This is a genomic window from Kitasatospora sp. NPDC058115, from assembly GCF_042884635.1.
In the GTDB taxonomy this organism is placed as follows: Bacteria; Actinomycetota; Actinomycetes; order Streptomycetales; family Streptomycetaceae; genus Kitasatospora.
Genome location: NZ_JBHVTL010000004.1, coordinates 65,717 through 92,178, shown reverse-complemented (window position 1 = coordinate 92,178; position 26,462 = coordinate 65,717). Strand labels below are relative to the sequence as shown.

General features: G+C 72.4%; 20 protein-coding genes and 1 tRNA gene. 3 read left to right on the top strand and 18 right to left on the bottom strand.

From position 1 onward, the window contains the following. The first annotated feature begins 46 nt into the window (after positions 1 to 46). Together ACFVVL_RS05460 and ACFVVL_RS05455 are read left to right on the top strand one after the other, a co-directional pair. The gene (locus tag ACFVVL_RS05460; RefSeq protein WP_387671523.1) at positions 47 to 1,348 is read left to right on the top strand and encodes a DUF2786 domain-containing protein; all 1,302 of its coding nucleotides are present in this window, start codon (positions 47 to 49) and stop codon (positions 1,346 to 1,348) included. Between the two features lie 87 nt (positions 1,349 to 1,435). After that, the gene (locus tag ACFVVL_RS05455) at positions 1,436 to 2,542 is read left to right on the top strand and encodes an ADP-ribosylglycohydrolase family protein (RefSeq protein WP_387671521.1); all 1,107 of its coding nucleotides are present in this window, start codon (positions 1,436 to 1,438) and stop codon (positions 2,540 to 2,542) included. Between the two features lie 9 nt (positions 2,543 to 2,551). Here the strand turns inward: ACFVVL_RS05455 and ACFVVL_RS05450 are convergent, their stop codons facing one another. Further along, entirely contained in the window at positions 2,552 to 3,865 is a 1,314-nt protein-coding gene (locus ACFVVL_RS05450) for a serpin family protein (protein WP_387671519.1), read from the bottom strand. A 162-nt stretch (positions 3,866 to 4,027) separates the two neighbouring features. Between ACFVVL_RS05450 and ACFVVL_RS05445 the strand changes: the two genes are divergently transcribed. Next, on the top strand, positions 4,028 to 4,672 hold the full coding sequence (locus ACFVVL_RS05445; protein WP_387671517.1) for a hypothetical protein: 645 nt from the start codon (positions 4,028 to 4,030) through the stop codon (positions 4,670 to 4,672). 30 nt (positions 4,673 to 4,702) lie between these two features. On the opposite strand, the gene ACFVVL_RS05440 is transcribed toward ACFVVL_RS05445, so the two are convergent. From ACFVVL_RS05440 to nusG, 17 genes are all read right to left on the bottom strand, one after another. Beyond that, on the bottom strand, positions 4,703 to 5,917 hold the full coding sequence (locus ACFVVL_RS05440) for a cytochrome P450 (protein WP_380289434.1): 1,215 nt from the start codon (positions 5,915 to 5,917) through the stop codon (positions 4,703 to 4,705). A gap of 107 nt (positions 5,918 to 6,024) precedes the next feature. Further along, positions 6,025 to 7,017, bottom strand: a complete 993-nt coding sequence (locus ACFVVL_RS05435; RefSeq protein ID WP_387671515.1) for a hypothetical protein — start codon at positions 7,015 to 7,017, stop codon at positions 6,025 to 6,027. Then, complete coding sequence (locus ACFVVL_RS05430; protein WP_387671513.1) at positions 7,014 to 8,306, bottom strand: protein phosphatase 2C domain-containing protein; 1,293 nt, start codon at positions 8,304 to 8,306, stop codon at positions 7,014 to 7,016. Before ACFVVL_RS05430 ends, ACFVVL_RS05435 begins: the two co-directional genes overlap by 4 nt. A gap of 14 nt (positions 8,307 to 8,320) precedes the next feature. After that, positions 8,321 to 8,980, bottom strand: a complete 660-nt coding sequence (locus tag ACFVVL_RS05425) for a VWA domain-containing protein (RefSeq protein ID WP_380289428.1) — start codon at positions 8,978 to 8,980, stop codon at positions 8,321 to 8,323. Between the two features lie 34 nt (positions 8,981 to 9,014). Then, positions 9,015 to 9,542 carry a hypothetical protein gene (locus tag ACFVVL_RS05420; RefSeq protein WP_380289426.1) on the bottom strand — a complete coding sequence of 176 codons (528 nt, stop codon included), beginning with the start codon at positions 9,540 to 9,542 and terminating at the stop codon, positions 9,015 to 9,017. Then, positions 9,539 to 10,963 (bottom strand): methyl-accepting chemotaxis protein, encoded by a 1,425-nt coding sequence (locus ACFVVL_RS05415; RefSeq protein WP_387671511.1) that lies wholly within the window; start codon positions 10,961 to 10,963, stop codon positions 9,539 to 9,541. The genes ACFVVL_RS05420 and ACFVVL_RS05415 overlap by 4 nt, the downstream gene beginning before the upstream one ends. A gap of 261 nt (positions 10,964 to 11,224) precedes the next feature. Then, on the bottom strand, positions 11,225 to 11,965 hold the full coding sequence (locus ACFVVL_RS05410; RefSeq protein ID WP_387671509.1) for an NAD-dependent deacetylase: 741 nt from the start codon (positions 11,963 to 11,965) through the stop codon (positions 11,225 to 11,227). A 139-nt stretch (positions 11,966 to 12,104) separates the two neighbouring features. Further along, positions 12,105 to 12,178 (bottom strand) — tRNA-Met (locus ACFVVL_RS05405). 125 nt (positions 12,179 to 12,303) lie between these two features. Continuing rightward, a complete protein-coding gene (locus ACFVVL_RS05400; protein ID WP_380289420.1) occupies positions 12,304 to 16,197 on the bottom strand; it encodes a DNA-directed RNA polymerase subunit beta' in 3,894 nt (1,297 codons plus the stop codon). 101 nt (positions 16,198 to 16,298) lie between these two features. Beyond that, entirely contained in the window at positions 16,299 to 19,775 is a 3,477-nt protein-coding gene (gene rpoB / locus ACFVVL_RS05395) for a DNA-directed RNA polymerase subunit beta (RefSeq protein WP_380289418.1), read from the bottom strand. A 727-nt stretch (positions 19,776 to 20,502) separates the two neighbouring features. Beyond that, positions 20,503 to 20,889, bottom strand: a complete 387-nt coding sequence (gene rplL, locus ACFVVL_RS05390; RefSeq protein ID WP_380289416.1) for a 50S ribosomal protein L7/L12 — start codon at positions 20,887 to 20,889, stop codon at positions 20,503 to 20,505. A gap of 90 nt (positions 20,890 to 20,979) precedes the next feature. Beyond that, a complete protein-coding gene (gene rplJ / locus ACFVVL_RS05385; RefSeq protein WP_380289414.1) occupies positions 20,980 to 21,543 on the bottom strand; it encodes a 50S ribosomal protein L10 in 564 nt (187 codons plus the stop codon). Between the two features lie 373 nt (positions 21,544 to 21,916). Then, positions 21,917 to 22,786, bottom strand: a complete 870-nt coding sequence (locus ACFVVL_RS05380; RefSeq protein WP_380289412.1) for a hypothetical protein — start codon at positions 22,784 to 22,786, stop codon at positions 21,917 to 21,919. A 135-nt stretch (positions 22,787 to 22,921) separates the two neighbouring features. Continuing rightward, positions 22,922 to 23,767: a hypothetical protein gene (locus tag ACFVVL_RS05375; protein WP_387671506.1), complete on the bottom strand. Its 846-nt coding sequence runs from the start codon at positions 23,765 to 23,767 to the stop codon at positions 22,922 to 22,924. Positions 23,768 to 23,949: 182 nt separating this feature from the next. Next, on the bottom strand, positions 23,950 to 24,672 hold the full coding sequence (rplA, locus tag ACFVVL_RS05370) for a 50S ribosomal protein L1 (RefSeq protein WP_350542338.1): 723 nt from the start codon (positions 24,670 to 24,672) through the stop codon (positions 23,950 to 23,952). Positions 24,673 to 24,751: 79 nt separating this feature from the next. Then, on the bottom strand, positions 24,752 to 25,186 hold the full coding sequence (gene rplK / locus ACFVVL_RS05365; protein WP_224278191.1) for a 50S ribosomal protein L11: 435 nt from the start codon (positions 25,184 to 25,186) through the stop codon (positions 24,752 to 24,754). 165 nt (positions 25,187 to 25,351) lie between these two features. Next, positions 25,352 to 26,260, bottom strand: coding sequence for a transcription termination/antitermination protein NusG (gene nusG, locus ACFVVL_RS05360; protein WP_387671503.1), 909 nt, complete (start codon positions 26,258 to 26,260; stop codon positions 25,352 to 25,354). Positions 26,261 to 26,462: the final 202 nt, after the last annotated feature.

Sequence of the window (26,462 nt, the reverse complement as noted above, 5' to 3'; positions counted from 1 at the left end):
GGTCCGGCATCATGGGTGGGAGGTACGGGACCCGGAGGTAGGCGGCGTGGGCAGGCGGAAGCAGGGCGGCGGCGGCAGCGGTGAGGACGCCGGGGCGCTGCTGGAGTCGGCGGTGTGGCTGGTGGTGACGGCTCCGGAGGAGGAGCTGGACCTCTCGCTGGACACCGGGGCCTCCTCGCTCGCGGCCTCCGCCGGCCGGTGGCCGGCGGTGAGCCGGGCGGTGCTGGGGTACGCGGACACGGCGGTCGGCCGGTGCTGGTCGGCCGGGTGGCGGCCGGCGGACCTGGTGCGGGTGGTGCGCCGCGAGCTGAAGCCGGTGCACCTGGCGCTCGCCGTGGACCTGATCGCCGCCGAGGCCCGCCGCTACCCCGCCGCCGCCACCGACCGCCGCTGGCAGGAGCAGCTGCGCGAGCTGGAGGCGGAGGTGTGGTGGACCTCCGACGAGGCGTACCTCCCCGCGTTCGCCCACCGCCACCGCCTGGACCGCTTCGCCCTCGCCACCGCGCTGCTGGAGCTGCTGCGCAGCTGGGGCCGGCTGCCCCCGATCGCCCCCGTGGGCCCCGCGCCGGGCCGGACGCCGCACCGGGAGCCCGGCCCGCGCCGCCCGGTGACCGGCGAGCCGCGGATGCTCCCGCGGATCCGCGCCCTGCTGGCGAAGGCGGAGTCCACCGACTTCCCCGAGGAGGCCGAGGCGCTGACCGCCAAGGCCCAGCAGCTGATGGCCCAGCACAGCATCGACGAGGCCCTGCTCGCCGTCGACGGCGCCGACCCGCACGCGCCGGGCGCGCTGCGGATCGGCGTGGACAACCCGTACGAGGGCCCGAAGACGATGCTGCTGGACGCGGTCGCGGCCGCCAACCGCTGCCGCGTCGTGTGGGCGAAGGAGTTCGGCTTCTGCACCGTGATCGGCTTCGACGCGGACCTGGACGGCGTCGAGCTGCTCTACACCTCGCTGCTGGTGCAGGCGACGCACGCGATGCAGCAGGCCGGTGCCCGCCAGCACCTGGACGGCGCCTCCCGCACCAAGGCGTTCCGGCAGTCCTTCCTGGTGGCGTACGCCGCGCGGATCCGCGAGCGGCTCGCCGAGGCGACCGAGCGGACGACCAGCGACGCCGCGGCCGGCCGGCACCTGCGCGAGGACGGCACGGCGGAGCAGCTGGTCCCGGACGCCCGGCTGCTGCCGGCCCTGAAGGCGCGCACCGAGGCGGTGGACCAGGAGGTGGACCGGTTGTTCCCCAAGCTGGTGTCGCAGCGCGTGCGGGTGAGCGACGGCGAGGGCTGGGCGGCGGGCCGCGCGGCGGCGGACCGGGCGTCCCTGCGCGGCGGATCCGGCGAGATCGACCGCTGAGATCCGGGCGCCGGGATCCGGGGTTCCGCCCCGGCCGCCTGGTAGAACAGGTCGTGGGGGCGGGAACTACCGAGGGGCGGGCGAGCAGTGACGAGTACGGGGACGGGGTACCGGGACCGGGTGCGCGGGGCGCTGCTCGGCGGCGCGGTCGGCGACGCGCTGGGCTGGCCGGTGGAGTTCCTGCAGCTGGAGCAGATCCGCGAGCGCTTCGGCCCGGACGGCGTGACGGGCCTGCCGGGCGGCGGCCTGGTCGCCGAGGTGACCGACGACACCCAGATGACCCTGTTCACCGCCGAGGGCCTGATCCGGGGCTTCGTCCGCGGCTGGTCGGGCGGCGGCGGTTCGGTGCCGGAGGCGGTGCACGGCGCGTACCGGCGGTGGCTGCTCACCCAGCAGCAGGGCGCGCCGGACCGTGAGCCGCTGCCCCGTCCGTACGACGGCTGGCTGCTGCGCGAGCCGTTCCTGTACGCGCAGCGGGCGCCGGGCAACGCGTGCCTGACCGGGGTGCAGTACCACCCGGTGTTCGAGCCTCCGGTGGCGCTGGGGCAGCCGGGGCCGATCAACGCGCACTCCAAGGGCTGCGGCACGGTGATGCGCTCGGCGCCGTTCGGCCTGGCCCGGCTGGGGGTGGAGCAGTCGTTCGGGCTGGCCGCGCAGTGCGCGCAGCTGACCCACGGGCATCCGACCGGCTATCTGGCGGCAGGCGCGTTCGCGGCGTTGGTGGAGCGGCTGGCGGCCGGGACGGAGCCGTGGGCGGCGGTCGGCGAGACGGTGGAGCAGACCCGGGAGTGGCGGGCGTCGAAGGAGACAGTGCAGGCGCTGGCCCGGGCGGTGCGGGTGGCCCAGGAGTCCGAGCCGTCGGCGGAGGCGGTGGAGCAGGTGGGGCTGGGCTGGATCGCCGAGGAGTGCCTGGCGATCGCGGTGTACTGCCTGCTCGCGGCGGCCGGCGGGCCGGAGCCGGCCCGTTCGGCGCTGCTGCTGTCGGTGAACCACTCCGGGGACAGCGACTCGACGGGCGCGGTCTGCGGCAACCTGGTCGGCGCGGCGTACGGCGCGAGCGCGCTGCCGGCCGCCTGGACGCAGGCGGTGGAGGGCCGGGAGGCGCTGCTGCGCACGGCGGACGACCTGCTGGTGCTGTTCGGCAGCCGCGAGCCGGGCCACCCGGCGCTCGGGGACCGCTACCCGGCCGGGTGACGGTCCCCGCTACTTCGCCGCCGGGTCGGTGACCTGGCCGAGGAAGAGCGGCCGGCCGGTGGCGGTGTCCCGGATCAGGAAGAGGAACGGCCGGTCGATGTGCAGTTCGACGGGGCCGACCGGCACCGGCGCGGCCATCACCCCCACCCCGACGCCGCTGCCGGCCGCGGCGACCGTGCCCTGCTCGTCGACCTGCACGGTGGCCTTCTGCACCACCGTGCCGATGGTGAGACCCCCCTCGGCGCCCGGTCCGGGGATGCCGGAGAGGTCGGCCCCCGGGCCGAAGGCGGCCCGCACGCCGAGGCCCCGCAGGGCGGGGGTGAGCTCGTTCGCCGTGTCGAACCGGAACTTCGGCAGGGTGAGGTCGACGGCCCGCGGGGCGAGCGCGCCGAGGATCCGGTCCAGCTCCGGCTGGTCCAGGCCCGTGCGGAAGGCCTCGAAGCCGCCCTGGGCGGGCACCACCAGGTCCATCGCCAGCGTGCCGCCCGCGTACGGGAGTTCGACGGCCTGCCAGGGCTGGCCGAGGATGCCGCCGGAGCCGTCGGCGTAGCGCAGGGTGCCGGTCCTGGCCATGGTGGGGACGCCGGCCTCGGTGCCGTCGAGGCGGTGGAACGGCCGGGCGCTGGTCCTCCCGGCCTTGAACGGCTCGGCCCAGTCGGCCTTGAGGTAGAGCGCGTCGGTGAGCGCCAGCCGGGTGTCCGGGTTGAGCTGTCCCACGCCGAAGAGGTCCTTGATCCGGCCCTCGGTGGCCTTCTCGACGGCGCCGTTGACGGCTTTGCGGGCGCCCTCCGGGTCCTTGCGGAAGTCGGCGGTGTGCACGCCGGTGTCGAAGGCGGCGGCCAGCACGCCGAGGTAGTGCAGGTCGATCGGGTAGTCGCGCTGGGCCCAGAGGTCGTCGGACTGCCGCAGCACGGGCCCGCCCTCGGCGGTGGCCGTCGCGGGGCGGTTCAGGGCGCCGGTGGCGAGCGCGTACTGCTCGGGGGTCAGTTCGGTGTGCAGCGCCGCGGCGAGTTCCCCGGCGGTGGTGCCCCGGGCTCCGGGCAGCACCATGGCGAGCGCGGTGGCCAGGCCGGACGGCGAGAGCACCAGGTTGCCGCCGCCCGCGGCGGGGTCGGCGGCGAGGGCGCGCAGCAGGTCGAGGCCGAACGCGCCGGTGGCCGTGGCGGTGGCGGCGCGCTGGGCCGGGTCCGCGGGCGGCAGCGTCACCGGGTCGGCCCGGACCACGGCCGTGCTGCCGCCGGAGGAGCCGCAGGCGGTGAGCAGGGCCGCGCAGCAGAGCAGGAGCAGCGCCGGGCGGCGGGTGCGGACGGACGTCGGGGGCATGGCCGGCCTCGCCTCTCGGGTCACGGTGCGGGCCGGTGCCCGCGCCTGGGTGCCGGTTGGACGCGGCGGGTCCGGGACCGGTTCCCCGGGCCGCCGGCTCCTTGTGCCATGATCGTTCGCCGTGCGGCCGTGAAGGGGCCGGACCGACGATCGGGGGGATCGATGAGCAGGCTCGCCTGCCCGCAGTGCGGTGCGATCGACCAGGTACGGAGCGTGCCGAGCGTCTTCGAGTCGCAGACCAGCACCTACACGGGGCGCAGCACCGGCTACTCCTCCGGTGTGGCCTACGCCAGCGGGGTCGGGATCGTCCCGACCTTCGGCAGCACCACGACCTTCGTCTCCGGCTCCTCCAGCAGTCTGCTGGCCGACCAGCTGGCCCCGCCGCCCGCGCCCCTGCTGGCCGCGCCCCGCAACGGCTGCGCGATCAGCGCGATGTTCGGGCTGGCCGTCGGCGCCCTCTTCCTGTCGACGATCGTCTCGATCTCCACCAGCGGCCAGGAGAACAGCGGCCGCGACGCGGTGATCCTCCTGGCCGTGCTGGCGACGCCGTTCCTGCTGACGGCGGTGGGCCTGCTGATCGGGCGCGGCCGCTTCCGCCGCCGGGCCCGGCGGGAGTTCGAGGCGTACGCGGCGGTGCACCCGTCGCTGGTCACCGCCTGGCAGTCGAGCTACCTCTGCCGGCGGTGCCACGTGGCGTTCCTTCCGGACGGCGCGCTGGGGCTGGACCTCGGCAGCGCCGCCGTGGTGCCGGTCCCCCGGTTCCCGGACCTGGTCGCCTTCGTCGCCGGGCGCCTGCGCGGCGTCTAGCGCGCCCCGGGCCCGGGCCCGGGGCGTCCGCTACACCTCGACCAGCAGGTCCTTCAGTCCGCGGATCACGTAGCCCGGCTGCCACTCGGGCTCGCGGACCAGCCGCAGGCCCGGGGCGCGCCGCAGCAGGGTGCCGTAGGACTCGGTGAGCTCCAGCCTGGCGAGCGGGGCTCCCAGGCAGAAGTGGATTCCGGCGCCGAAGGTGATGTGCGGGTTGTCGGTGCGGCCGAGGTCGAGGCGGTCGGGGTCGGCGAAGCGCTCGGGGTCGCGGTTGGCGGAGCCGAAGAGCAGGGCGACCTCGGAGCCGCGCGGAACGGTGACGCCGTGGACCTCGATGTCCTCCAGCACCCAGCGCTCGAACATCTGCAGCGGGGTGTCCCAGCGCATCAGCTCCTCGACGGCGGTGGGCAGCAGGGCGTCGGTGTCGGCGCGCAGCCGGGCCAGCTCCCCGGGGTTGCGGAAGAGCGCCCACCAGCCGTTGCCGGTGGTGTTGACGGTCGCCTCGTGGCCGGCGTTGAGCAGCAGCACGCAGGTGGAGATCATCTCCTGCTCGCTGAGCGCGTCCGAGCCCTCCTGGGCCTGGATGAGCGCGCTGACCAGGTCCTCGCCGGGGGTGGCCCGGCGCTCGCGGATGAGGGCGCGCAGGTAGTCGGAGAACTCGGTGCTCGCGGTGACGGCCCGGCGGGCGGCGTCCTCGGTCGGGTTGAGTTCGAACATCCCGGTGATGTCGCGGGACCACGGGCGCAGCAGGTGCCGGTCGGACTCCGGGACGCCGAGCATCTCGGCGATCACCGCGACCGGCAGCGGCTCGGCGACGGCGGCGATGAGGTCGCCGCCGCCGTCCGCGAGCAGGCCGTCGACGAGTTCCCCGGCGAGCCGGCGGACGGTGGGGCGCAGACCCTCGACCATGCGCGGGGTGAAGGCCTTGGAGACCAGGCGGCGGATCCGGGTGTGGTCCGGGGCCTCCAGGTCGAGCAGGCCGTTGTCGTTGAGGGTGTGGAACGGCTCGTGCGCCGGGTCGGGCTCGGGGCGGCCGAACTCCTGGTGGCTGAACCGGTGGGTGTAGGTGCGGCCGAGCCTGCGGTCCCGGAGCAGCGCGCTGACGTCCTCGAAGCGCGAGACCAGCCACTGGTCGGTGGGTTCGAAGTACGTCACGGGGGCCTGCTCGCGCAGGGTGGCGTACGCGTCGTAGGGGTGGGCCACGAACGCCGCCGACCAGGGGTCGAACTTCGCCGTCGTCGTCATCGGTCGATCACTCCAGGCCATGAGGGGGGAGCCGGAAGGATCATCGTACGCATGCGCTCCGTCCGGCCCCCGGTCCCGGTCGGCCGGCCCCCGTCAGCCGGCCCCCGTCAGCCGGGCCGCTTCAGCCGGATGCTCCCCCGGGCCGGTCCCCGGCCGTCGAACAGCCGCTCGTCCTCCGGCCGCGCCGGGCGCGGTGGCGGCGGGGGGACACCCGGCGCGAGCGGAATGCTGCCGCGGCCGCCGAGCGCCAGCAGCCAGGCGGTCAGGTCCGGCCGGCTCCCGTACGGGCCGTCGGCCTGCTCCCAGACCCGCCGGACCATCGCCAGCGGCCGGTCCGCCAGCAGCCCCGGCAGCGGCTCCAGCCTCGCGCCCGGCGCGACGTACGGGTCCTGCGCCAGGATCCGGCCGATCAGCAACGCCGCCTTGTAGCGGTCGCTGTCCACCGAGGCCGCGCTGCCGTGCGGGGAGCGCGGGTCCGCCCAGTTGGGCGTGTCCGCCTGCTCCAGCACCGGGGCGGCGCCGACCCGGCGGATGCCGTCGCAGTCCAGCAGGTGCACCGCCGGCTCGGGCCGCACCGTCCAGAGCACATTGGCGTGCGAGAGGTCCCCGATCACCAGGCCCCAGCGGTGCAGCCGGTCGATCAGGCCCACCAGCTCCAGCAGCAGCGCCGTCCGCTGCTCCGCGTCCGGGCGGACGATGCCCTGGGTGGCCGACTTCTCCGGGTAGAGCAGGTACTGCGCCTCGGTGAGCTTGCGGGTGCCGGCCGCCGTCTGCCAGGTCATCGCCGGCGGGGCCTCCCGCATCAGGAAGCCGACGCAGCGCGGGCCGTCCGTCACCCGGCAGAGCGGCCAGGCCGCCTGGGCGTCCAGCCGCTCCCGGTCGGCCTGCGGCAGGCCGAGCCGCAGGGCGACCAGCGCGGTCAGCGCCCCGCCGTTGACCCGCCCGGCCTCCAGGTAGCGCTTGAACAGCAGGCCGGGGTAGCCGACGAGGCGCTGCACCCGGCCCTGGCCGCCCCGGCCGGCCTCGTCGCCGAGGGGCAGCAGCGCCAGGTCCGCGTCCCCGCCCGTGGCCAGCGCGGTGGCGATGTCCGGCACGCTCACGGGGCGGCCTCCCAGAGGCAGACGACCGAGCGGTCGTCGTCGTAGCTGCGCACCCGGACCTGGGTCTGCCAGAGGAACTCCGCGAGCCCGGGCACCGCGCTGCCCCAGCGCTCGCCGAGCCAGCCCTGCAGCTCGGGCTCCTTGAGCAGCGGGAGCGCGAGCCCGTCGGTGCAGAGCACCAGCAGGTCGCCGGGGCGGGTGTCGGTGATCAGCCGGGCCCGGGCGTGCTCGTAGGCCTCGGGCAGGCAGTCGGTCCTGGTGCTGATCAGGGCACCGCCCTCGCCGGCCTCGGCCGCTTCGAGGTTCTGCCAGCCGCCCCCGCGCAGGCGCAGCAGTCCGCCGTCGCCGACCGAGACGAAGCCCCGGAACGGCACGGCCGGGTCGGCCGGCACCAGCAGGGCCCGCAGGGTCGTGGAGTAGGACTTCGGCGGGCGGCCCTCCTTTCGGGCCTCCTCGGCGAGCTGGTCGGCGGCCTCCGCGATGAGCCGGCTGGTCAGGCTGGCGAAGTCGAGCTCGGCGCCGGAGCGCAGGAAGGCCAGCAGGGTCTCCGCCTTCTGCGCGACCTGCCGGGTGAGCATCCGGAGGATCCCGTGCGAGCCGTGGTGGGAGTGCGACTGGGAGCCGACGCCGTCGGCCACCGCGACCAGCAGCAGCTCGCCGGTCCGCACGACCAGGACGGCGTCCTGGCGGCACTCGGCCGCGTAGCGGTGCCCGTCGCCGCGCACGGAGGCGGCGCGGACGGTGACCGGGCCGAATCGCCCGCCGTCCACCACGGTGTCGGGCAGCAGGGCGCCGAAGAGGTCGCCGCCCGGGACGGCGGGGATGTCGGTCGGCTCGGCGGGGTAGGCGGGGGCCTTGCGGCCGATGTGGTCCAGCGGGCCGGGCTCCCGGAACGAGGGCGGCCGCACGACCCCGCCGGGGGCGGTGGCGGCCCCGGTGGGGACGGCCCCGGCGGGCGGGACCGGGGCGGTGACGGCCCCGGCGGCGGGCGCCACGACGGCCGGGCCGTCGGCACCGTGCGGCTCGCGGACCGCCGACGGCCCCGGGCCGATCGGGCGCGGCAGGAACCCCTCCGGCACCACCGGCCCGGAGACCACCGGCCCGGGAACCACCGGCCGCGACGCCTGCGCCGGGGCGTCGGCCCGGGCCGGGGCCGTCGTCTCCGGGCCCCAGCCGTGCTCGTACACGGAGGCCGCGAGGTCGATCGGGTCCTCCTTGCGGCTCGGCGCGTGCTCCGGCCCGGGCTCCTGGGCGTGGCCGGCCGGCAGCTGGTTGTCGTACGCGTTCATCCGGCGGCCCGGCCTCAGAGCTTGTCGAGCGAGACGGAGGTGAAGCCGGGCACCTGGTCGTCGACCTGGAGGCTCATGCCCTGGCCGGCCTCGGTCGCCCCGCTCACCGAGCGGACGATCGAACGGGTCAGGCTGGCCGCGAACTCCCGCAGCGCGACGGCCGGGTTGGCCGTCCCCTCGTCCTGCATGAACGCCTTGAAGGTGGCGACCCGCGCGATCACGCTCCGGTCGGCCTGGCCGATGCCGAAGGCGATGATGTGCGGCCGGAAGGCGGCGGCCAGCAGGTCCTGGTAGGGCTGGTCCCAGTCGGAGTCGGTCGGCACGCCGTCGGAGAGGAAGAAGACCACCGGGCGGTAGACGTCGTGACCGTCCGCCTTGAGCGCCTGCACGTCCCGCTCGATCGCCTGGCGCAGCAGGGTGAAGGCGTTGCCGAAGGAGGTCAGGCCGGAGGCCTCCAGGGCGGGCAGCTCCTCCAGGTCGCTCAGGTCGACCAGCGGCTGGAGCTCGTGGGCGTCGGTGGAGAAGCCGATCAGCCCGAACCGGGTCTTGTCGGCGATGGTCGGGTTGGTGCTGATCTCCTGGTGGAGGTCGAACAGGGCCTTGTTGAGGGTGTCGATGTCGGCGCTCATCGACCCCGATTCGTCGCACACGGCGTAGAACGGGAGGATCTGCACTGCTCTTCTCCTTCGATTGGCAGGGCGTTGGCGGTCAGCCGGTGTAGAAGTAGATCTCCAGCGAGGCGTGCCGGGGGTTGTCCGCGAGCGAGATGAAGTCCCGGGTGGTGGTGCCCCGGAACATCTCCGGACGGGCCTGCGCGAGCAGGCCGTTGACGGTGTGGGCGTAGGCCTGGCCGACGCCCGGGTCGCGGTTGCTGCCGAAGGTGAGGACGACGGCCGCCTGCCGGCCCGCGTACCGCTCGGTGGCCGCGCGGATCTGGGCGGTCAGCCCGGCCGTGTCCGAGGCCTCCCCGGAGACGTCGACGGTGACCGGGTCGTGCTCGACGCCGCGCGGCCCGGCCGGGGTGGGCGTGGTGGTGGGCGTGGCGGCGGTGGTGGCGCTCGTCTCCGCGGTGGCGGTGGCGGTAGGCGTGACGACGGCCCGCCGGGCGGCCACCGGGTCGCCCTGGTCGCCCATCGCGACCAGGGCGAGCACGAGCAGCATGTCGGCGAACAGCCAGCCGGCCAGGTGCACGCCCCGGGCTCGCGGCCGCCGTGCCGTCCGGAACCGGCCCCTCATCGGCCCGGCCCCTGCCCCTGCCCCGGTACCGGCACCTCGTCGAGTTCCAGCAGCGTCAGGTCGCCGTCCTCGACGGCCGGGCCGGCGGCGGCCGCGCCGGTGCCCCGGGAGCGGGCGGCGCCGGCGTCCGGGCCGGGGCCGGAGGCCGTCTTCACCATGACGATGCCCGCCCCGTCGCGGTGTCCGCCCAACGGTGCGCCCGGCGACCCGCCCGGCGCGGGCGTCCCCAGGCGCTCGGCCGCCGCGGTGGCCGCCGAGGCCGCCGCCGCGACCCGGTCGGCCAGGACCGCGACCTCCCGGGCCAGGCCGTCCAGCCGTTCCAGCACCTGCCCGTTGACGTCGGCCACGGTCTCCGCGCCGGTGGTGAACCCGCGCTGGGCGACCGCGAGGTCGCGCACCGCCTCCTCCACCCGCTCCCCCGCCCCGGCGAGTTCGGCGCCCACCCGGTCGGTGGCCAGCCGGACCAGCTCGGCCGCGTCGAGGGCCTGCTTCCCGCCGCGGTGGACGAGGCCGTCGGTGGCCGCCGCGCCGTCCCGGACCGTCTCGGCGAGCCGCTCGCCGCTGTCCCGCACCGCGACACCGACCCCGTCGACGGCCTTGCCGACCCCGTCGACCGCCTTCTCGACGCCGTCGACGGCCCGGCGCAGCGGATCGACCGCCTCGCCGGCCTCGGTGAGCCGCCGCTCGGCCCCGGCGACCGAGCGCTCGACGGCCAGCGCCGCCTCGCTCAGCTCCCGCTGGGTGTCGGCGGCCTGCCGGCCGAGCCGCTCCAGGGTCTCGGCGGCGCCGGTCAGTTCGGCGGTGAAGCGCTGCGGGGTGGCCCGGCGGCGCTCGTTCAGCACCAGCTGCGCGCGGGTGAGCACCGGCGCCAGCTCCGCCAGCAGGTCCTCCGCCTCGGCCTCGGCCGCCGCCTCCCGGCGGACGGTGCCGGCCCGGCGTACGCCGTGCGCGACGGAGAGCACCAGCAGCAGCGTGATGAACAGGGTCGCGGACAGGGCGACGTCGCCGAAGGTGGCCCAGCCCGACAGCCGGCCCTCGAAGCCGGTCTGCCAGAGTTGGAGGAACGGCCGGGCGGCCTGCCCGGCGTCCGCGCCGATCAGCGCCCGGTAGGCGCTGGTGGCCTGCATCAGCCCGGCCCAGGTGACCAGCAGCGGGACGAACACCAGGGCGCCCAGGGCGACTTCGGCCCAGGCCCAGAACCTCGGCTCGGTGCCCGGCCGCACCGCGGCCCGTACGCTCTCCGGCCGCACGAAGCTGTGCACCAGGTCGAGTTCGGCCCACCGGTCGAGGTCGCCGGCACCGGAGAGCGCCAACCCCAGCTCCCTGAGCTCCTCCTGACGGCTCGCCAGCCCGGGCCGGTCCGCCAGCGCCCGCAGCTCGCCCCCGATCGCGTGGCGGTCCAGCAGTCGACCTGAGGTCATGAGGGGCTCCTTCGTACGCGCCGCCGCGGAGCAGGGGACACCCGTGGCCGGTGCGGCGCGCGGGCGCGCCCGCCCGCGCGGCCTCCCCCTGTGGCCGGAACCCGGCCACGCCGCTCCGCGCGGCAGCGTAGCGCAGAACCGGCCACCGGGAGCGGCCAGTTCGGAACGTCGTCACCCGGTCGTCACCGAATTCTCCGCCCCGGAACACCCCGGGACGCCCCGGGACGCCCCGGGACGCCCCGGGACGCCCCGGGACGGCGGTCAGGCGTACCGGGCGACCAGCCGCCGGACCAGCGCCGGCAGGGCGGTGGAGATCGGCTCCCGGACGACCTCCTGCGCCGCCTCGTCGAACGGCGTCGGCTCACCGTTCACGATGATCAGCCGGGAGCCGGTCTTCACCGCGTTGTACGGCAGCCCGGCGACCGGGAAGACCTGCAGACTGGTGCCGACCACGATGAACAGCTCGCAGGCCCGGCTGATCGCGTCCGCCTGCCGCAGCACCTCCGGGTCCAGCTGCTCGCCGAACATCACGGTGCGCGGCCGCAGGATCCCGCCGCAGTCCCGGCACTCCGGGTCCGCCTCGCCCGCCGCCACCCGTTCCAGCGCCTCCTCCATCGGGCCCGTCACCCGGCACGCCACGCACTGCACCTCCCGCGCGGTGCCGTGGAGTTCGAGCACCTTGCGGGGCGTCTGCCCGGCCCGCTGGTGCAGCCCGTCGACGTTCTGGGTCAGGATCCGCACCGGCAGCCCGGAACGTTCCAGTCCGACCAGCGCCCGGTGCCCCGCGTTCGGCTCGGCGGCGAGCGCCCCCGTCCCGGCCCGCATCCGCCAGGCCTGCCGGCGGACCTCCGAGTCGTCCAGGTACGGGCCGATGGTGACCAGCCGCTGCGCGTCCGGATCGCGCTGCCAGAGCCCGTTCGGGCCTCGGTAGTCGGGAATGCCCGAGTCGGTGGAGATCCCTGCGCCGGTGAGGACGGCGATCAGCGGCCGCTTCGCGTTCATGCCCCGGACGGTACGGCTCCCCCCGCCCACCCGCCACCGAAAATCCGCCCCACCACGCCCGCCCGCCCTCCCCCGCCCACCGGAGCCCGGAAAACCCGAAGGGCCCGGAGGCTTGAAGCCTCCGGGCCCTTCGATGCAGTAGCGGGGACAGGATTTGAACCTGCGACCTCTGGGTTATGAGCCCAGCGAGCTACCGAGCTGCTCCACCCCGCGTCGGTGAACACGATCTTACGCGACTTCGCCCCAGAACCCTAATCCGTTTCCCTCCGCCCCCCGGGAACGCCGCAGGGCGGCCACCCCGGGAGGGGGTGGCCGCCCTGCGGACGGGGACCGTGGACTCAGCCGGTGTACGGGCCGTAGTCGTAGTCGTCCAGCGGGACCGCCTGGCCGGAGCCGGCGCCGAAGGGCGACAGGTCGTAGTCGTCGTAGCCGACGGCCGAGTACATGGCGGCCTTGGCCTCCTCGGTCGGCTCGACCCGGATGTTGCGGTAGCGGGGCAGACCCGTACCGGCCGGGATGAGCTTACCGAGGATGACGTTCTCCTTGAGGCCCAGCAGCGGGTCCGACTTGGCGTGGATCGCCGCGTCGGTGAGGACCCGGGTCGTCTCCTGGAAGGAGGCGGCCGACAGCCAGGACTCGGTGGCCAGCGAGGCCTTGGTGATACCCATCAGCTGCGGACGGCCGGAGGCGGGGTGACCGCCCTCGGAGACCACGCGACGGTTCTCCTGCTCGAAGCGGCCGCGCTCGACGAGCTCGCCCGGGAGCAGCTCGGCGTCGCCCGACTCGATGATCGTCACGCGGCGGAGCATCTGCCGGATGATGATCTCGATGTGCTTGTCGTGGATCGACACACCCTGCGAGTTGTAGACCTTCTGGACCTCGGCGACCAGGTGGACCTGGACGGCACGCTGGCCCATGATGCGCAGGACGTCGTGCGGGTTGGTGGCACCCATGGTCAGCTTCTGGCCGACCTCGACCGCCTCGCCCTCGCTCACCAGGAGCTTGACACGCTTGGAGACCGGGTAGGCGATCTCGTCGGTGCCGTCGTCCGGGGTGACGACGATCTTGCGGGTCTTCTCGGTGTCCTCGATGCGGACCCGGCCCTGGGCCTCCGAGATCGGGGCCACACCCTTGGGGGTACGGGCCTCGAAGAGCTCGACGACACGCGGCAGACCCTGGGTGATGTCGTCACCGGCCACACCACCGGTGTGGAAGGTACGCATGGTCAGCTGGGTACCGGGCTCACCGATGGACTGGGCGGCGATGATGCCGACCGCCTCACCGATGTCGACCAGCTTGCCGGTGGCCAGCGAGCGCCCGTAGCACATGGCGCAGGTGCCGACGGCCGACTCACAGGTCAGGATCGAGCGGGTCTTGACCTCGGCGATGCCGTGGCGGATCAGCTCGTCGATCAGGACGTCACCGAGGTCGGTGTTGGCCGTGGCCAGCAGCTTGCCGTCGACGGTGATGTCCTCGGCGAGCATGCGGGCGTAGACGCTGGTCTCGACGTCGTCCGTCTTGCGCAGGACGCCGTCCGCGCCGACGGTGCCGATGGCCAGCTTCAGGCCGCGCTCGGTGCCGCAGTCCTCCTCGCGAATGATGACGTCCTGGGAGACGTCGACCAGACGACGGGTGAGGTAACCGGAGTCGGCGGTACGCAGAGCGGTGTCCGCCAGACCCTTACGGGCACCGTGGGTGGAGATGAAGTACTCCAGAACGGTGAGGCCCTCACGGAACGACGCCTTGATGGGTCGCGGGATGGTCTCGTTCTTGGCGTTGGACACCAGACCGCGCATACCGGCGATCTGGCGCATCTGCATCATGTTTCCACGGGCGCCCGAGTCGACCATCATGAAGATCGGGTTGGTCTTCGGGAAGTTCGCGGCCATGGCGTCCGCGACCTCGTTGGTCGCCTGGGTCCAGATGCCGACGAGCTCCTGCTTGCGCTCGTCGTTGGTGATCAGACCGCGCTCGTACTGCTTCTGGACCTTCTCCGCCTTCGCCTCGTAGCCCTCAAGGATCTGGGGCTTGCTCGGCGGGACGATGACGTCCGAGATGGAGACGGTGACACCCGAACGGGTCGACCAGTGGAAGCCGGCCGCCTTCAGGTTGTCCAGGGTCGCCGCGACGGTGACCTTGGGGTAGCGCTCGGCCAGGTCGTTGACGATCGCGGAGAGCTGCTTCTTGCCCACCTCGTAGTCGACGAACGGGTAGTCCTCGGGCAGCAGCTCGTTGAAGAGCGCGCGGCCCAGGGTGGTCTTCAGGCGGAAGGACTCGCCCTCGAACCAGGACGACTGGCCGTCCTCGTCCAGCGGCGGGGTCCAGCCACGGGGCGGGACGGTGCCGATGGGCAGGCGCAGCTCGATCGGGGCCTGGACGTCCAGCTCGCGGGCGTCGAAGGCCATGATCGCCTCGGCGGTCGACGAGAAGGTGCGGCCGGCGCCCTTCACGTTCTCGCGGTCCGAGGTCAGGAAGAACAGGCCGAGCACCATGTCCTGGGTCGGCATGGTGACGGGGCGGCCGTCGGCCGGCTTCAGGATGTTGTTCGAGGACAGCATCAGGATGCGGGCCTCGGCCTGCGCCTCCGCGGAGAGCGGCAGGTGGACGGCCATCTGGTCACCGTCGAAGTCCGCGTTGAACGCGGTGCAGACGAGCGGGTGGATCTGGATGGCCTTGCCCTCGACCAGCTGCGGCTCGAAGGCCTGGATGCCGAGGCGGTGCAGGGTGGGCGCACGGTTCAGCAGGACCGGGTGCTCGGCGATGACCTCTTCGAGGACGTCCCACACGACCGGACGGGCGCGCTCGACCATGCGCTTGGCCGACTTGATGTTCTGCGCGTGGTTCAGGTCGACCAGGCGCTTCATCACGAACGGCTTGAAGAGCTCCAGCGCCATGGCCTTGGGCAGACCGCACTGGTGCAGCTTGAGCTGCGGGCCGACGACGATGACCGAACGGGCCGAGTAGTCGACGCGCTTGCCGAGCAGGTTCTGGCGGAAACGACCCTGCTTGCCCTTCAGCATGTCGCTGAGGGACTTCAGCGGGCGGTTGCCCGGGCCGGTGACCGGACGGCCGCGGCGGCCGTTGTCGAACAGCGCGTCGACGGCCTCCTGGAGCATGCGCTTCTCGTTGTTCACGATGATCTCGGGCGCGCCGAGGTCGAGAAGCCGCTTCAGGCGGTTGTTGCGGTTGATGACGCGGCGGTACAGGTCGTTCAGGTCGGAGGTCGCGAAGCGGCCACCGTCCAGCTGCACCATCGGACGCAGGTCCGGCGGGATGACCGGGACGCAGTCCAGCACCATGCCGTTGGGCTTGTTGGTGGTCTGCAGGAACGCCGAGACGACCTTGAGGCGCTTCAGCGCACGGGTCTTCTTCTGGCCCTTGCCGGTGCGGATGATCTCGCGCAGGCGCTCGGACTCCTCCGCCAGGTCGAAGGTCTCAAGGCGGTCCTTGAGGGCCGCCGCGCCCATCGAGCCGGAGAAGTAGGTGCCGAAGCGGTCGCGCAGCTCGCGGTAGAGCAGCTCGTCGCCCTCAAGGTCCTGGACCTTGAGGTTCTTGAAGCGGGCCCACACCTCGTCGAGGCGGTCGAGCTCGCGCTGCGCGCGGTCGCGCAGCTGCTTCATCTCGCGCTCGGCGCCCTCGCGCACCTTGCGGCGCACGTCGGCCTTGGCGCCCTCGGCCTCCAGCTCGGCCAGGTCGGTCTCGGCCTTCTTGGCGCGGGCTTCGAGGTCGGAGTCGCGGCGGTTCTCGATCTGCTGGCGCTCGACCGAGACGTGCGCCTCCAGGGACGGCAGGTCGCGCTGGCGGCGCTCGTCGTCGACCCAGGTGATCATGTAGGCGGCGAAGTAGATGACCTTTTCGAGGTCCTTCGGCGCCAGGTCCAGCAGGTAGCCGAGGCGGGACGGCACGCCCTTGAAGTACCAGATGTGGGTGACCGGGGCGGCCAGCTCGATGTGGCCCATCCGCTCACGACGCACCTTGGCGCGGGTCACCTCGACGCCGCAGCGCTCGCAGATGATGCCCTTGAAGCGGACGCGCTTGTACTTACCGCAGTAGCACTCCCAGTCCCGGGTGGGGCCGAAGATCTTCTCGCAGAAGAGGCCGTCCTTTTCGGGCTTCAGGGTGCGGTAGTTGATGGTCTCCGGCTTCTTGACCTCGCCGTGCGACCACTGGCGGATGTCGTCGGCGGTGGCCAGGCCGATGCGGAGCTCGTCGAAGAAGTTGACGTCAAGCACTGGTCGTCAAGCCCTCTTTCGTAAGTCGAGAGTCGTTCGTGTGGTCTGAGGGGGGCCTGGGGGCGGGCCGGCTGCTCAGCGGGCAGCCGGCCCCACCTCCGTCAGACCTCTTCGACGCTGCTCGGCTCGCGCCGGGACAGGTCGATGCCGAGCTCCTCGGCGGCGCGGAACACGTCCTCGTCGGAGTCCCGCATCTCGATGGACTGGCCGTCCGAGGACAGCACCTCCACGTTGAGGCAGAGCGACTGCATTTCCTTGATGAGGACCTTGAAGGACTCGGGAATGCCGGGCTCGGGGATGTTCTCGCCCTTGACGATGGCCTCGTAGACCTTCACGCGGCCGAGAACGTCGTCGGACTTGATGGTGAGCAGCTCCTGCAGCGCGTAGGCCGCGCCGTACGCCTCAAGGGCCCACACCTCCATCTCACCGAAGCGCTGACCACCGAACTGCGCCTTACCACCGAGCGGCTGCTGGGTGATCATCGAGTACGGGCCGGTCGAGCGGGCGTGCAGCTTGTCGTCGACCAGGTGGTGCAGCTTGAGGATGTACATGTAGCCGACCGAGACCGGCATCGGGAACGGCTCGCCGGAGCGGCCGTCGAACAGCCGGGCCTTGCCGGTGGAGTTCACCAGGCGCGCACCGTCACGGGTGAGCGTGGTGTTGTCCAGCAGGCCGGTGATCTCGTCCTCGCGGGCGCCGTCGAAGACCGGGGTGGCCAGGTTGGTGCCGCCCTCGACCGTGTCGGCGCCGATCGCCTGCAGGCGCTGGGCCCACTCGTCGGCGAGGCCGGAGACGTCCCAGCCCTGCTTGGCGAGCCACCCGAGGTGGATCTCCAGGACCTGTCCCGGGTTCATTCGGGACGGGACACCCAGCGGGTTGAGGATGATGTCGACCGGGGTGCCGTCCTCCAGGAACGGCATGTCCTCGACCGGCAGGATCTTGGAGATGACGCCCTTGTTGCCGTGGCGGCCGGCGAGCTTGTCACCGTTGGTGATCTTGCGCTTCTGGGCCACGTAGACGCGGACCAGCTGGTTCACGCCCGGGGGCAGCTCGTCGCCCTCTTCGCGGTCGAAGACGCGCACGCCGATGACCTTGCCGGACTCACCGTGCGGGACCTTCAGCGAGGTGTCGCGGACCTCGCGGGCCTTCTCGCCGAAGATCGCGCGGAGCAGGCGCTCCTCCGGGGTCAGCTCGGTCTCGCCCTTCGGGGTGACCTTGCCGACCAGGATGTCGCCGGTGACGACGTCGGCGCCGATGCGGATGATGCCGCGCTCGTCGAGGTCGGCGAGGACCTCCTCGGAGACGTTCGGGATGTCCCGGGTGATCTCCTCGGGGCCGAGCTTGGTGTCACGGGCGTCGACCTCGTGCTCCTCGATGTGGATCGAGGAGAGGACGTCGTCCTGCACGAGGCGCTGCGACAGGATGATCGCGTCCTCGTAGTTGTGACCCTCCCACGACATGAACGCCACGAGCAGGTTCTTGCCGAGGGCCATCTCGCCCTCGTCGGTGCACGGGCCGTCGGCCAGCACCTGGTTGACCTCGACCCGGGCGCCCTCGTCCACGAGCACCTTCTGGTTGAAGGCGGTGCCCTGGTTGGAGCGGGTGAACTTGGCGGCGCGGTACGTGGTGTACGTGCCGTCGTCGTTGGCCACGGTGACGTAGTCGGCCGAGACCTCCTGGACGACACCCGCCTTCTCGGCGGTGATGACGTCGGCGGCGTCGACGGCGCAGCGGTACTCCATGCCGGTGCCGACCAGCGGGGCCTCGCTCTTCAGCAGCGGCACCGCCTGGCGCATCATGTTCGAGCCCATGAGCGCGCGGTTGGCGTCGTCGTGCTCCAGGAACGGGATCATGGCGGTCGCGACCGACACCATCTGGCGCGGCGAGACGTCCATGTAGTCGATCTCGGTGCCCGGGATGTAGTCGATCTCGCCACCACGGCGGCGGACCAGGACGCGGGGCTCGGCGAAGTGCAGGTCCGCGGTCAGCGGGGCGTTCGCCTGGGCGATGACGTAGCGGTCCTCCTCGTCGGCGGTCAGGTAGTCGACCTGCTCGGTGACCACGCCGTCGACGACCTTGCGGTACGGGGTCTCGATGAAGCCGAACGCGTTGACCCGGCCGTACGAGGCCAGCGAGCCGATCAGACCGATGTTCGGGCCTTCGGGGGTCTCGATCGGACACATGCGGCCGTAGTGCGAGGGGTGCACGTCACGGACCTCGAAGCCGGCGCGCTCACGGGAGAGACCGCCGGGGCCGAGGGCGGACAGACGGCGCTTGTGGGTCAGGCCCGACAGCGGGTTCGTCTGGTCCATGAACTGCGACAGCTGGCTGGTGCCGAAGAACTCCTTGATGGAGGCGACGACCGGCCGGATGTTGATCAGGGTCTGCGGCGTGATCGCCTCGACGTCCTGGGTGGTCATGCGCTCGCGCACGACGCGCTCCATACGGGCGAGACCCGTACGGACCTGGTTCTGGATGAGCTCGCCCACGTTGCGCAGGCGGCGGTTGCCGAAGTGGTCGATGTCGTCGACCTCGACCACGATGTCGCGGCCGGTCTCGTCACGCCAGTCGACCTCGCCGGCGTGCAGCTTGACCAGGTACTTGATCGCGTTGATGATGTCGGGCTCGGTGAGCACACCGGAGTCCAGCGACTCGGCGTTGCCGAGCTTGCGGTTCACCTTGTAGCGGCCGACCTTGGCGAGGTCGTAGCGCTTCGGGTTGAAGTACAGGTTCTCCAGCAGCGTCTGCGCGGCCTCGCGCGTCGGCGGCTCACCCGGACGCAGCTTGCGGTAGATGTCCAGCAGCGCGTCGTCCTGGCCCTGGGTGTGGTCCTTCTCCAGGGTGGCGCGCATCGACTCGTACTCGCCGAACTCTTCGAGAATCATCTCGTTGGTCCAGCCGAGGGCCTTGAGCAGCACGGTGACCGACTGCTTGCGCTTGCGGTCGATGCGCACGCCGACCATGTCGCGCTTGTCGATCTCCATCTCCAGCCAGGCACCACGCGAGGGGATGACCTTGCAGGAGTAGATCTCCTTGTCGGAGACCTTGTCCAGGGTGGAGTCGAAGTACACGCCCGGGGAGCGGACGAGCTGCGACACGACGACACGCTCGGTGCCGTTGATCACGAACGTGCCCTTGTGGGTCATGAGCGGGAAGTCGCCCATGAAGACCGTCTGAGACTTGATCTCACCGGTCTCGTTGTTGGTGAACTCGGCCGTGACGAAGAGCGGGGCGGCGAACGTGAAGTCGCGGTCCTTGCACTCGTCAATGGAGTTCTTCGGCGGCTCGAAACGGTGGTCGCGGAAGGTCAGCGACATCGACCCACTGAAGTCCTCGATCGGCGAGATCTCCTCGAAGATCTCCTCCAGACCGGACTTGGTGGGGACGTCCAGACCGTTCTCCAGCGCCTCCTCGACCCGGGTCTTCCAGGCCGCGTTGCCGAGCAGCCAGTCAAAGCTCTCGGTCTGCAGGGCCAGGAGGTTCGGGACCTCGAGGGGCTCCTTGATCTTCGCGAAGGAGACGCGGAGCGGGGCGGTGGATGCGGCGGAATTGTTCGAGGCGTTGCGCGGCGCGGCCAAGAGGGGGGTCCTTCCGAGGGCTCGGAGCTCACTACGCGCGTACCAGCCGGGCCTTCACGGGCTTGGTCCCGCCTCCCTCGCCACTGGCCTCTGCCGGGATCGAAACCCCAGGTCAGAGCCGCTTTGCGGAGGTGGTGCCAGACCCCTTCGGGGCAACGCAAACTCCGGGCGACGAGTCACGGAGAAGCTAACAGGCAGCGCAAAGGGACAGTGTAGCCAAAGGCGACACTGCTGTCCAGCTCTGATTCGGAGACCGAATCGGAGACTCCTCCCGGTAGCCGTCGGGCGCGGACGCCCGCCGGGTACTGCACCGGCCCGGACTCGCCGGGCCCACGACTCACGTGGAGTCACTTCCCTCCGGAGCCGCCGGTTATGCATCCGGCGGCGGACCAACCGGGCCGACTCGCGCCTTGAGAATCGCGCGCCGTGCCGGGTTCGTCAAGGGCCCGCCTCCGGCGCGGGCCTCGACCCGTTCATCGCGCCGGACCGCCCCGGCGTTACAGAAGCCGTGGTCGGAGCCACACCCGATGACAGCGATCACCATACCCGCCCGCACCGACAGTGCCGAGTGAGCGTTCGGCCACACCGGTGTGTCCACGCACGGGGCGGCCCGCGGGGCCGGGGAACGCAAAAGGCCGGGCCGACCACCACAGGGGTGATCGGCCCGGCCCGGGCCCCCTCGGAGGGGGCTCAGAAGTGCCTCCCGGCCACTAGGGCCGGGGCGAAGTCACTTGACGGTGACCTTGGCGCCGGCGCCCTCAAGGGCGGCCTTGGCCTTCTCGGCAACGTCCTTGGCAACCTTCTCCAGGACCTTGGCACCAGCGGTGTCAACGAGGTCCTTGGCCTCCTTCAGGCCGAGGGAGGTCAGGGTGCGCACCTCCTTGATGACCTGGATCTTCTTGTCGCCGGCCGACTCGAGGATGACGTCGAACTCGTCCTGCTCCTCGGCAGCGGCCTCGGCGCCACCGGCACCGCCGGCAACGACGACGGCGGCGGCCGGGGCGGCGGCGGTGACGTCGAACTTCTCCTCGAAGGCCTTCACGAACGCGGCCAGCTCGATGAGGGTGAGCTCCTCGAACTGCGCGAGCAGCTCGTCCTGGGACAGCTTCGCCATGATTGGCGTCCTTCCACTAAATCGGCAGGTGGTGCCGGATGTACGGATTGGCGGGCGTACGGGCCCGCAGCGAGGCAGGGCCTCGGCCGATCACTCGGCCGCGGTCTCCTCGGCGGCGGGAGCCGGCGTACCGGCACCGCCCTGCTCGACCTTCTCCCGAAGCGCCTCGACCGTGCGGACGAGCTTCGAGGGCAGGGCCTGGAAGAGCGCGGCAGTCTGGGACTGCTTGGCCTTCATGGCACCCGCCAGCTTGGCGAGCAGCACCTCGCGGGACTCAAGGTCCGCGAGCTTCTTGATCTCGTCGGCGGACAGCGCCTTGCCGTCAAGGACACCGCCCTTGATGACGAGAGCGGGGTTCTCCTTGGCGAAGTCACGCAGAGCCTTCGCCGACTCCACCGGGTCACCGGTGACGAAGGCGACAGCCGTCGGACCGGCGAACAGGTCGTCGAGCTCCGTGATCCCGACCTCATTGGCCGCGATCTTGGTCAGCGTGTTCTTCACCACGGCGTACTGGGCGTTGTCACCCAGCGAGCGACGCAGGGTCTTGACCTGCTTCACCGTCAGACCGCGGTACTCGGTCAGCACGGCCGCGTTCGAGCCACGGAAAAGCTCCGTGATCTCGGCGACGGCAGCAGCCTTGTCGGGCCTAGCCATAGGCTTACGCCTCCTTCCGTGATGTCGAAGTCAGGCCGACCGCGAGAGTCGACCATTCGCGCCTCGGACCACCGGACGGAGGAAAGCCCCTGCGGAAAAGCAGATGAGCCCCGGTGCGCAGGCGCACGGGGCTCGGTGTGAACTCGACGGATCCACGTGCGGGGCACGCGACCCGGAGGTCAAAGCTCCAAACAGTCCTGCGCGGGCTGCCTGCGCGTGAAGCACAGGTCCTTCGGTCGCGCACTCCCCATCGGGCGCACGGCGACAACCAGCGGTCTTTGGCTTCGGTAACAGTAACCGGAGGCCGCCGTCCGGGGCAAATCGCTCGCCCCGGACACTCCCCCCGGACGCCCCCGCGGCGGTGCGGGGGCGCTCAGCGGGCCAGCGGGGAGACGCTGCGGGTGCCGGTGTCCACGGTGTCCGCCTCCGCCGGGGCCTGCGCCGAGAGCGGGCCGCCGGGCTCGGTGTAGAGCACCGAGTCGTCCAGCCGGCCGCTGTCCCCCGTCCCGGTCCGGTCCATCCGGACCAGCTGGTCCTTGTCGTTCAGCCAGAGGTCCAGGGTGAGCGAGGCCGAGCCGCCGGGCGCCAGCGCGGTCCGCAGGCCCTCCCGGCGGGCCGGGGTGAGCTGGGTCTGCGCCGCCGCGTAGCGGGCCGCGTCGGTGGCCACCCGGTAGTGCTCGACGGCCGAGTCCTCCAGCTTCTCCTCGCCGACGTACTGGACGGTGATCCCGTCGGCGGTCGCGGCGGCCAGCGCCACCACCGGGTTGAGCAGGTCGATCAGCCCCGCGTACGGGGTCTCCCGGTGGCCGTCCGGCCCCGGCGGCCCGGCGAACCGCTCCCAGTGCTTGCCGCCCAGCCGGGCCGCGGTGGCCGCGTCGCCGCCCTCGTAGGCCACGGTGTCCACCACGATCAGCTGCTCGGCGGCGGCCGGGGTGGAACGTTTGACCTGGAGCGCGGTCTTCGGCTGCCAGAACAGCGGCCCGGAGCCGGCGTCCGCGCCCAGCCGGTAGCTCACCTTGGCCCGGCGGGCGGTCTGCATGGCCAGCTGGGCGGAGAGCAGCACCCCGTGCGGGGAGCGGTCGGTCGGCTTGGCCGGCCAGGTCGGCGAGGCGCTGCTGGGCGTCGGCGTCGGGGAGCCGGGCGCGCTCGTCGAGGAGGACGGCTCCGGGGCGCCGGCCGAGCTGCACCCGCCCGCCAGCACCGCGACGGCGACCACCGCCGCCAGCCGCTGCCGCACCGCCATCCACGCCTCCCCGAAGAAGTGCCACTGATCCGGCCGGACGCCCGCACGAGCCGCGGCGTCCGCTCCTGCCCACCTTGCCACCCGGCCTCCTCCGGCCCGATGGCACCCCCCGCCACTCGGCCGCACGGCCGCCCCCTACGGCGTGCGGGCGGCGGAGGGGACCGCCGAGGGCGCGCCGGACGGCTCGGCGGCGGGGGGCGGCTCCGCGGACGGCTCGGCCGCGGGCTCGGCGCCCTCGGTGATGTCCGTGGTGGTCACCACCGCGCCGGTCGTGCCGCGGACGGTGGACCGCACCCGCAGCAGCCGGTCCCCGGGCGCCACCCAGAACTCGTAGTCGAGCGTCTCCACCCCGTTCCGCTCGTAGTAGCCCAGCACCTCGGTCAGCCGCGCCGGGCTCAGCCCCTCGTCGGCGCCGAAGTAGTCCGCCACCGATGCGGTGCCCCGGTAGTGCGCGACCGTCCCGCCGTTCAGCTCCTCGCCGCCGAGCGGGGTGAGCCGGCCGGCCAGCGCCATCGTGTGCGCCGGCCCGCCCGGGTTGGACAGCAGGTCGGTGATCCAGCCACCGGCCCAGCCGGCCGCCCCGGCCGCCGCCGGGTCCAGCGACTCCGCCCTGGACCGGTCCGCCGTCCTGGGCGCCGCTCCGGGGTAGCCGAGCTCCAGCGCGCCGTCCTGACCGTGCAGCCGCCCGGTGCCCAGCTCGTCGGTGACGGTCAGCTCGGCCGAGTCGCTGGCGCCCCAGGAGAGCGTCCCGTCGGCGCCGCGCCGCCCGGCCGGCCCCTCCCGGACCACCCGGACCCGGGCCCCGCCCGCGTCGTCCAGCCGCTGGGAGGCGGACAGCAGCACCTGCCGGGGCGGGCGCACGGTGGGCCGGTCGCTGATCGGGGTGCGGTCGCCGGACACGGCGAGCACACTGCACGCGGTCAGGCCGGCGGCGAGCAGCAGCAGGGCCGCTCCCTTGGCGGCGGGGCGGACGGCGGGCACGGCACACTCTCCGGCGGTTCGGACGGCGGCGGCCCCTGGGCGGGGGCACGCGGGCGGACCGGGCGAGCGTACGACGGACCGGGCGGCCGTTCGCCCCGCCGGGGGTATCGATCGGGAAACGACGGCGGGCCCGCACCCCCGGCGAAGGGGGTACGGGCCCGCCGTACGGACGACGACTGCGATCAGACCGCGGCCGGGTCCTCCTCGACGAGGAGGTTGCGGGTGCGGTTCGGGTCCACCTGGATGCCGGGGCCCATGGTGGTCGAGAACGCGGTCTTCTTGATGTAGCGGCCCTTGGCGGCGGACGGCTTGGCGCGGAGCACCTCGTCCAGCGCGGCGGCGTAGTTCTCGACCAGCTGCTCGTCGGTGAAGGAGGCCTTACCGATGATGAAGTGGAGGTTCGAGTGCTTGTCGACGCGGAACTCGATCTTGCCGCCCTTGATGTCGTTGACAGCCTTGGCGACATCGGGGGTGACGGTGCCGGTCTTCGGGTTCGGCATCAGGCCACGGGGACCGAGCACGCGGCCGAGGCGGCCGACCTTGCCCATGAGGTCCGGGGTGGCGACGACGGCGTCGAAGTCCAGCTTGCCCTTGGCGACCTCGTCGATGAGCTCGTCGGCACCGACGATGTCGGCACCCGCAGCACGCGCGGCCTCGGCACGCTCGCCGGTCGCGAAGACCAGGACCCGAGCGGTCTTACCGGTGCCGTGCGGGAGGATCACGGTGCTGCGGACCATCTGGTCGGCCTTGCGCGGGTCGACACCCAGACGCATGGCGACCTCGACGGTGCCGTCGAACTTGCTGGTGCTGGTCGCCTTGGCGAGGCGGACGGCCTCAAGGGGGGCGTAAAGGCGCTCGCGGTCGACCTGGGCGTCCGCGGCCTTCAGGGCCTTGCTGCGCTTCATAGCTGCTCCTGAATGGTGATGGGAGTTGTGGTATTCACGGGCCAGCGCAGGCCCTACCACGGGGGACGAGAAGGGGTGATCAGCCCTCGACGGTGATGCCCATCGACCGGGCGGTGCCGGCGATGATCTTCTCCGCGGCGTCCAGGTCGTTGGCGTTCAGGTCGGGCATCTTGGTGGTGGCGATCTCGCGGACCTGGGCGCTGGTGAGCTTCGCGACCTTGGTCTTGTGCGGCTCGCTGGAGCCCTTCTCGATACCGGCGGCCTTCAGGATGAGGCGCGCGGCCGGCGGCGTCTTCGTGATGAAGGTGAAGGAACGGTCCTCGTAGACCGTGATCTCCACCGGCACGATCATGCCGCGCTGCGACTCGGTCGCGGCGTTGTAGGCCTTGCAGAACTCCATGATGTTGACGCCGTGCTGACCCAGCGCGGGGCCGACCGGCGGAGCCGGGTTGGCCGCACCGGCGTTGATCTGGAGCTTGATAAGCCCCGTGACCTTCTTCTTCTTGGGAGGCATGTCTCTCCGGGTCCTTCCGAGAGGTGATTGCTGGTGTGCGCCGAACCGGGGCGACACCCGGTCGCCAGCACACACATCGGACCAGGCTAACGCCTCGGCGTCGCTGGACCAAAACGGATTCGGGGCGGGGCCCACGGCCCCGCCCCGAATCCGAAGACCGTGGGACTAGTTCTTCTGGATCTGGTCGAAGGAGAGCTCGACCGGGGTCTCCCGGCCGAAGATCTCGACCAGGCCCTTGACCTTCTTCGAGTCGGGGTTGATCTCGTTGATGGTCGCCTGCAGGGTCGCGAACGGACCGTCGGTGACGGTGACCGAGTCGCCGACCTCGAAGTCGAGCACCTGGACCTCGACCGGGCGGACCGGGGAGGCCTTGCCGGCCTCCTTCGCGGCCTGGCGCTCCACGTCGGGGGCGAGCATCTTGACGACCTCGTCCAGGGTCAGCGGGTACGGGTCGTAGGCGTTGCCGACGAAGCCGGTGACACCGGGGGTGTTGCGCACGACGCCCCAGGACTCGGGGGTGAGGTCCATGCGCACCAGGACGTAGCCGGGGAGCTTGTTCTGGCGGATGGTCTTGCGGTCGCCGTTCTTGATCTGGACGACCTCCTCCTGCGGCACCTCGGCCTGGAAGATGTACTCCTCGACGTTGAGGGAGACGGCGCGCTGCTCCAGGTTCTGCTTCACCCGGTTCTCGTAGCCGGCGTAGGTGTGGATCACGTACCACTCGCCCGGCATGAACCGCAGGTCCTCGCGGAACTTGGCGACCGGGTCGACCTCCTCGGCCGGCTCGGCGGCGGCCTCCTCCTCGGCGACGGCCTCGGCCGCCTCCTCGGTCTCGCCCTCGGTCTCGCCCTCGGTCTCGTCCTCGTCGGACTCCACGTGCAGCGCGGCCTCCTCGGCCGACTCCCCGGCCGCGGCCTCGTCGGCCGCCTCGGCCTCGTCCTCGTCGGCGTCGACGGCGTCCACGATCTGCTGCTCGTCGGTCTCGACGTCGTCAGCCAGCTCGGCCGCGTCCTCGGCGGCGACATCCGCCTCGCGGACGGTCTCGTCGGCGTCGTACAGGGGGGACTCAGACACGGTGGCTGCTTCTTTCCTGGAGATGGTGAAGGTGGCGCGCTCCGCGACGGACCGGCGACGCTCCGCTCACGCGGTCGCCGGAAGTTCGCCTCGGAGACTTCAACAGTACCGAGTCAACGGTAGCGGCCTCGTCCCGCCGACGCAGACAGCTCGACCCGGGCCGAGGAACGGCCCGGGTCGGGGAAGCTGTTTCGAAGGTGAA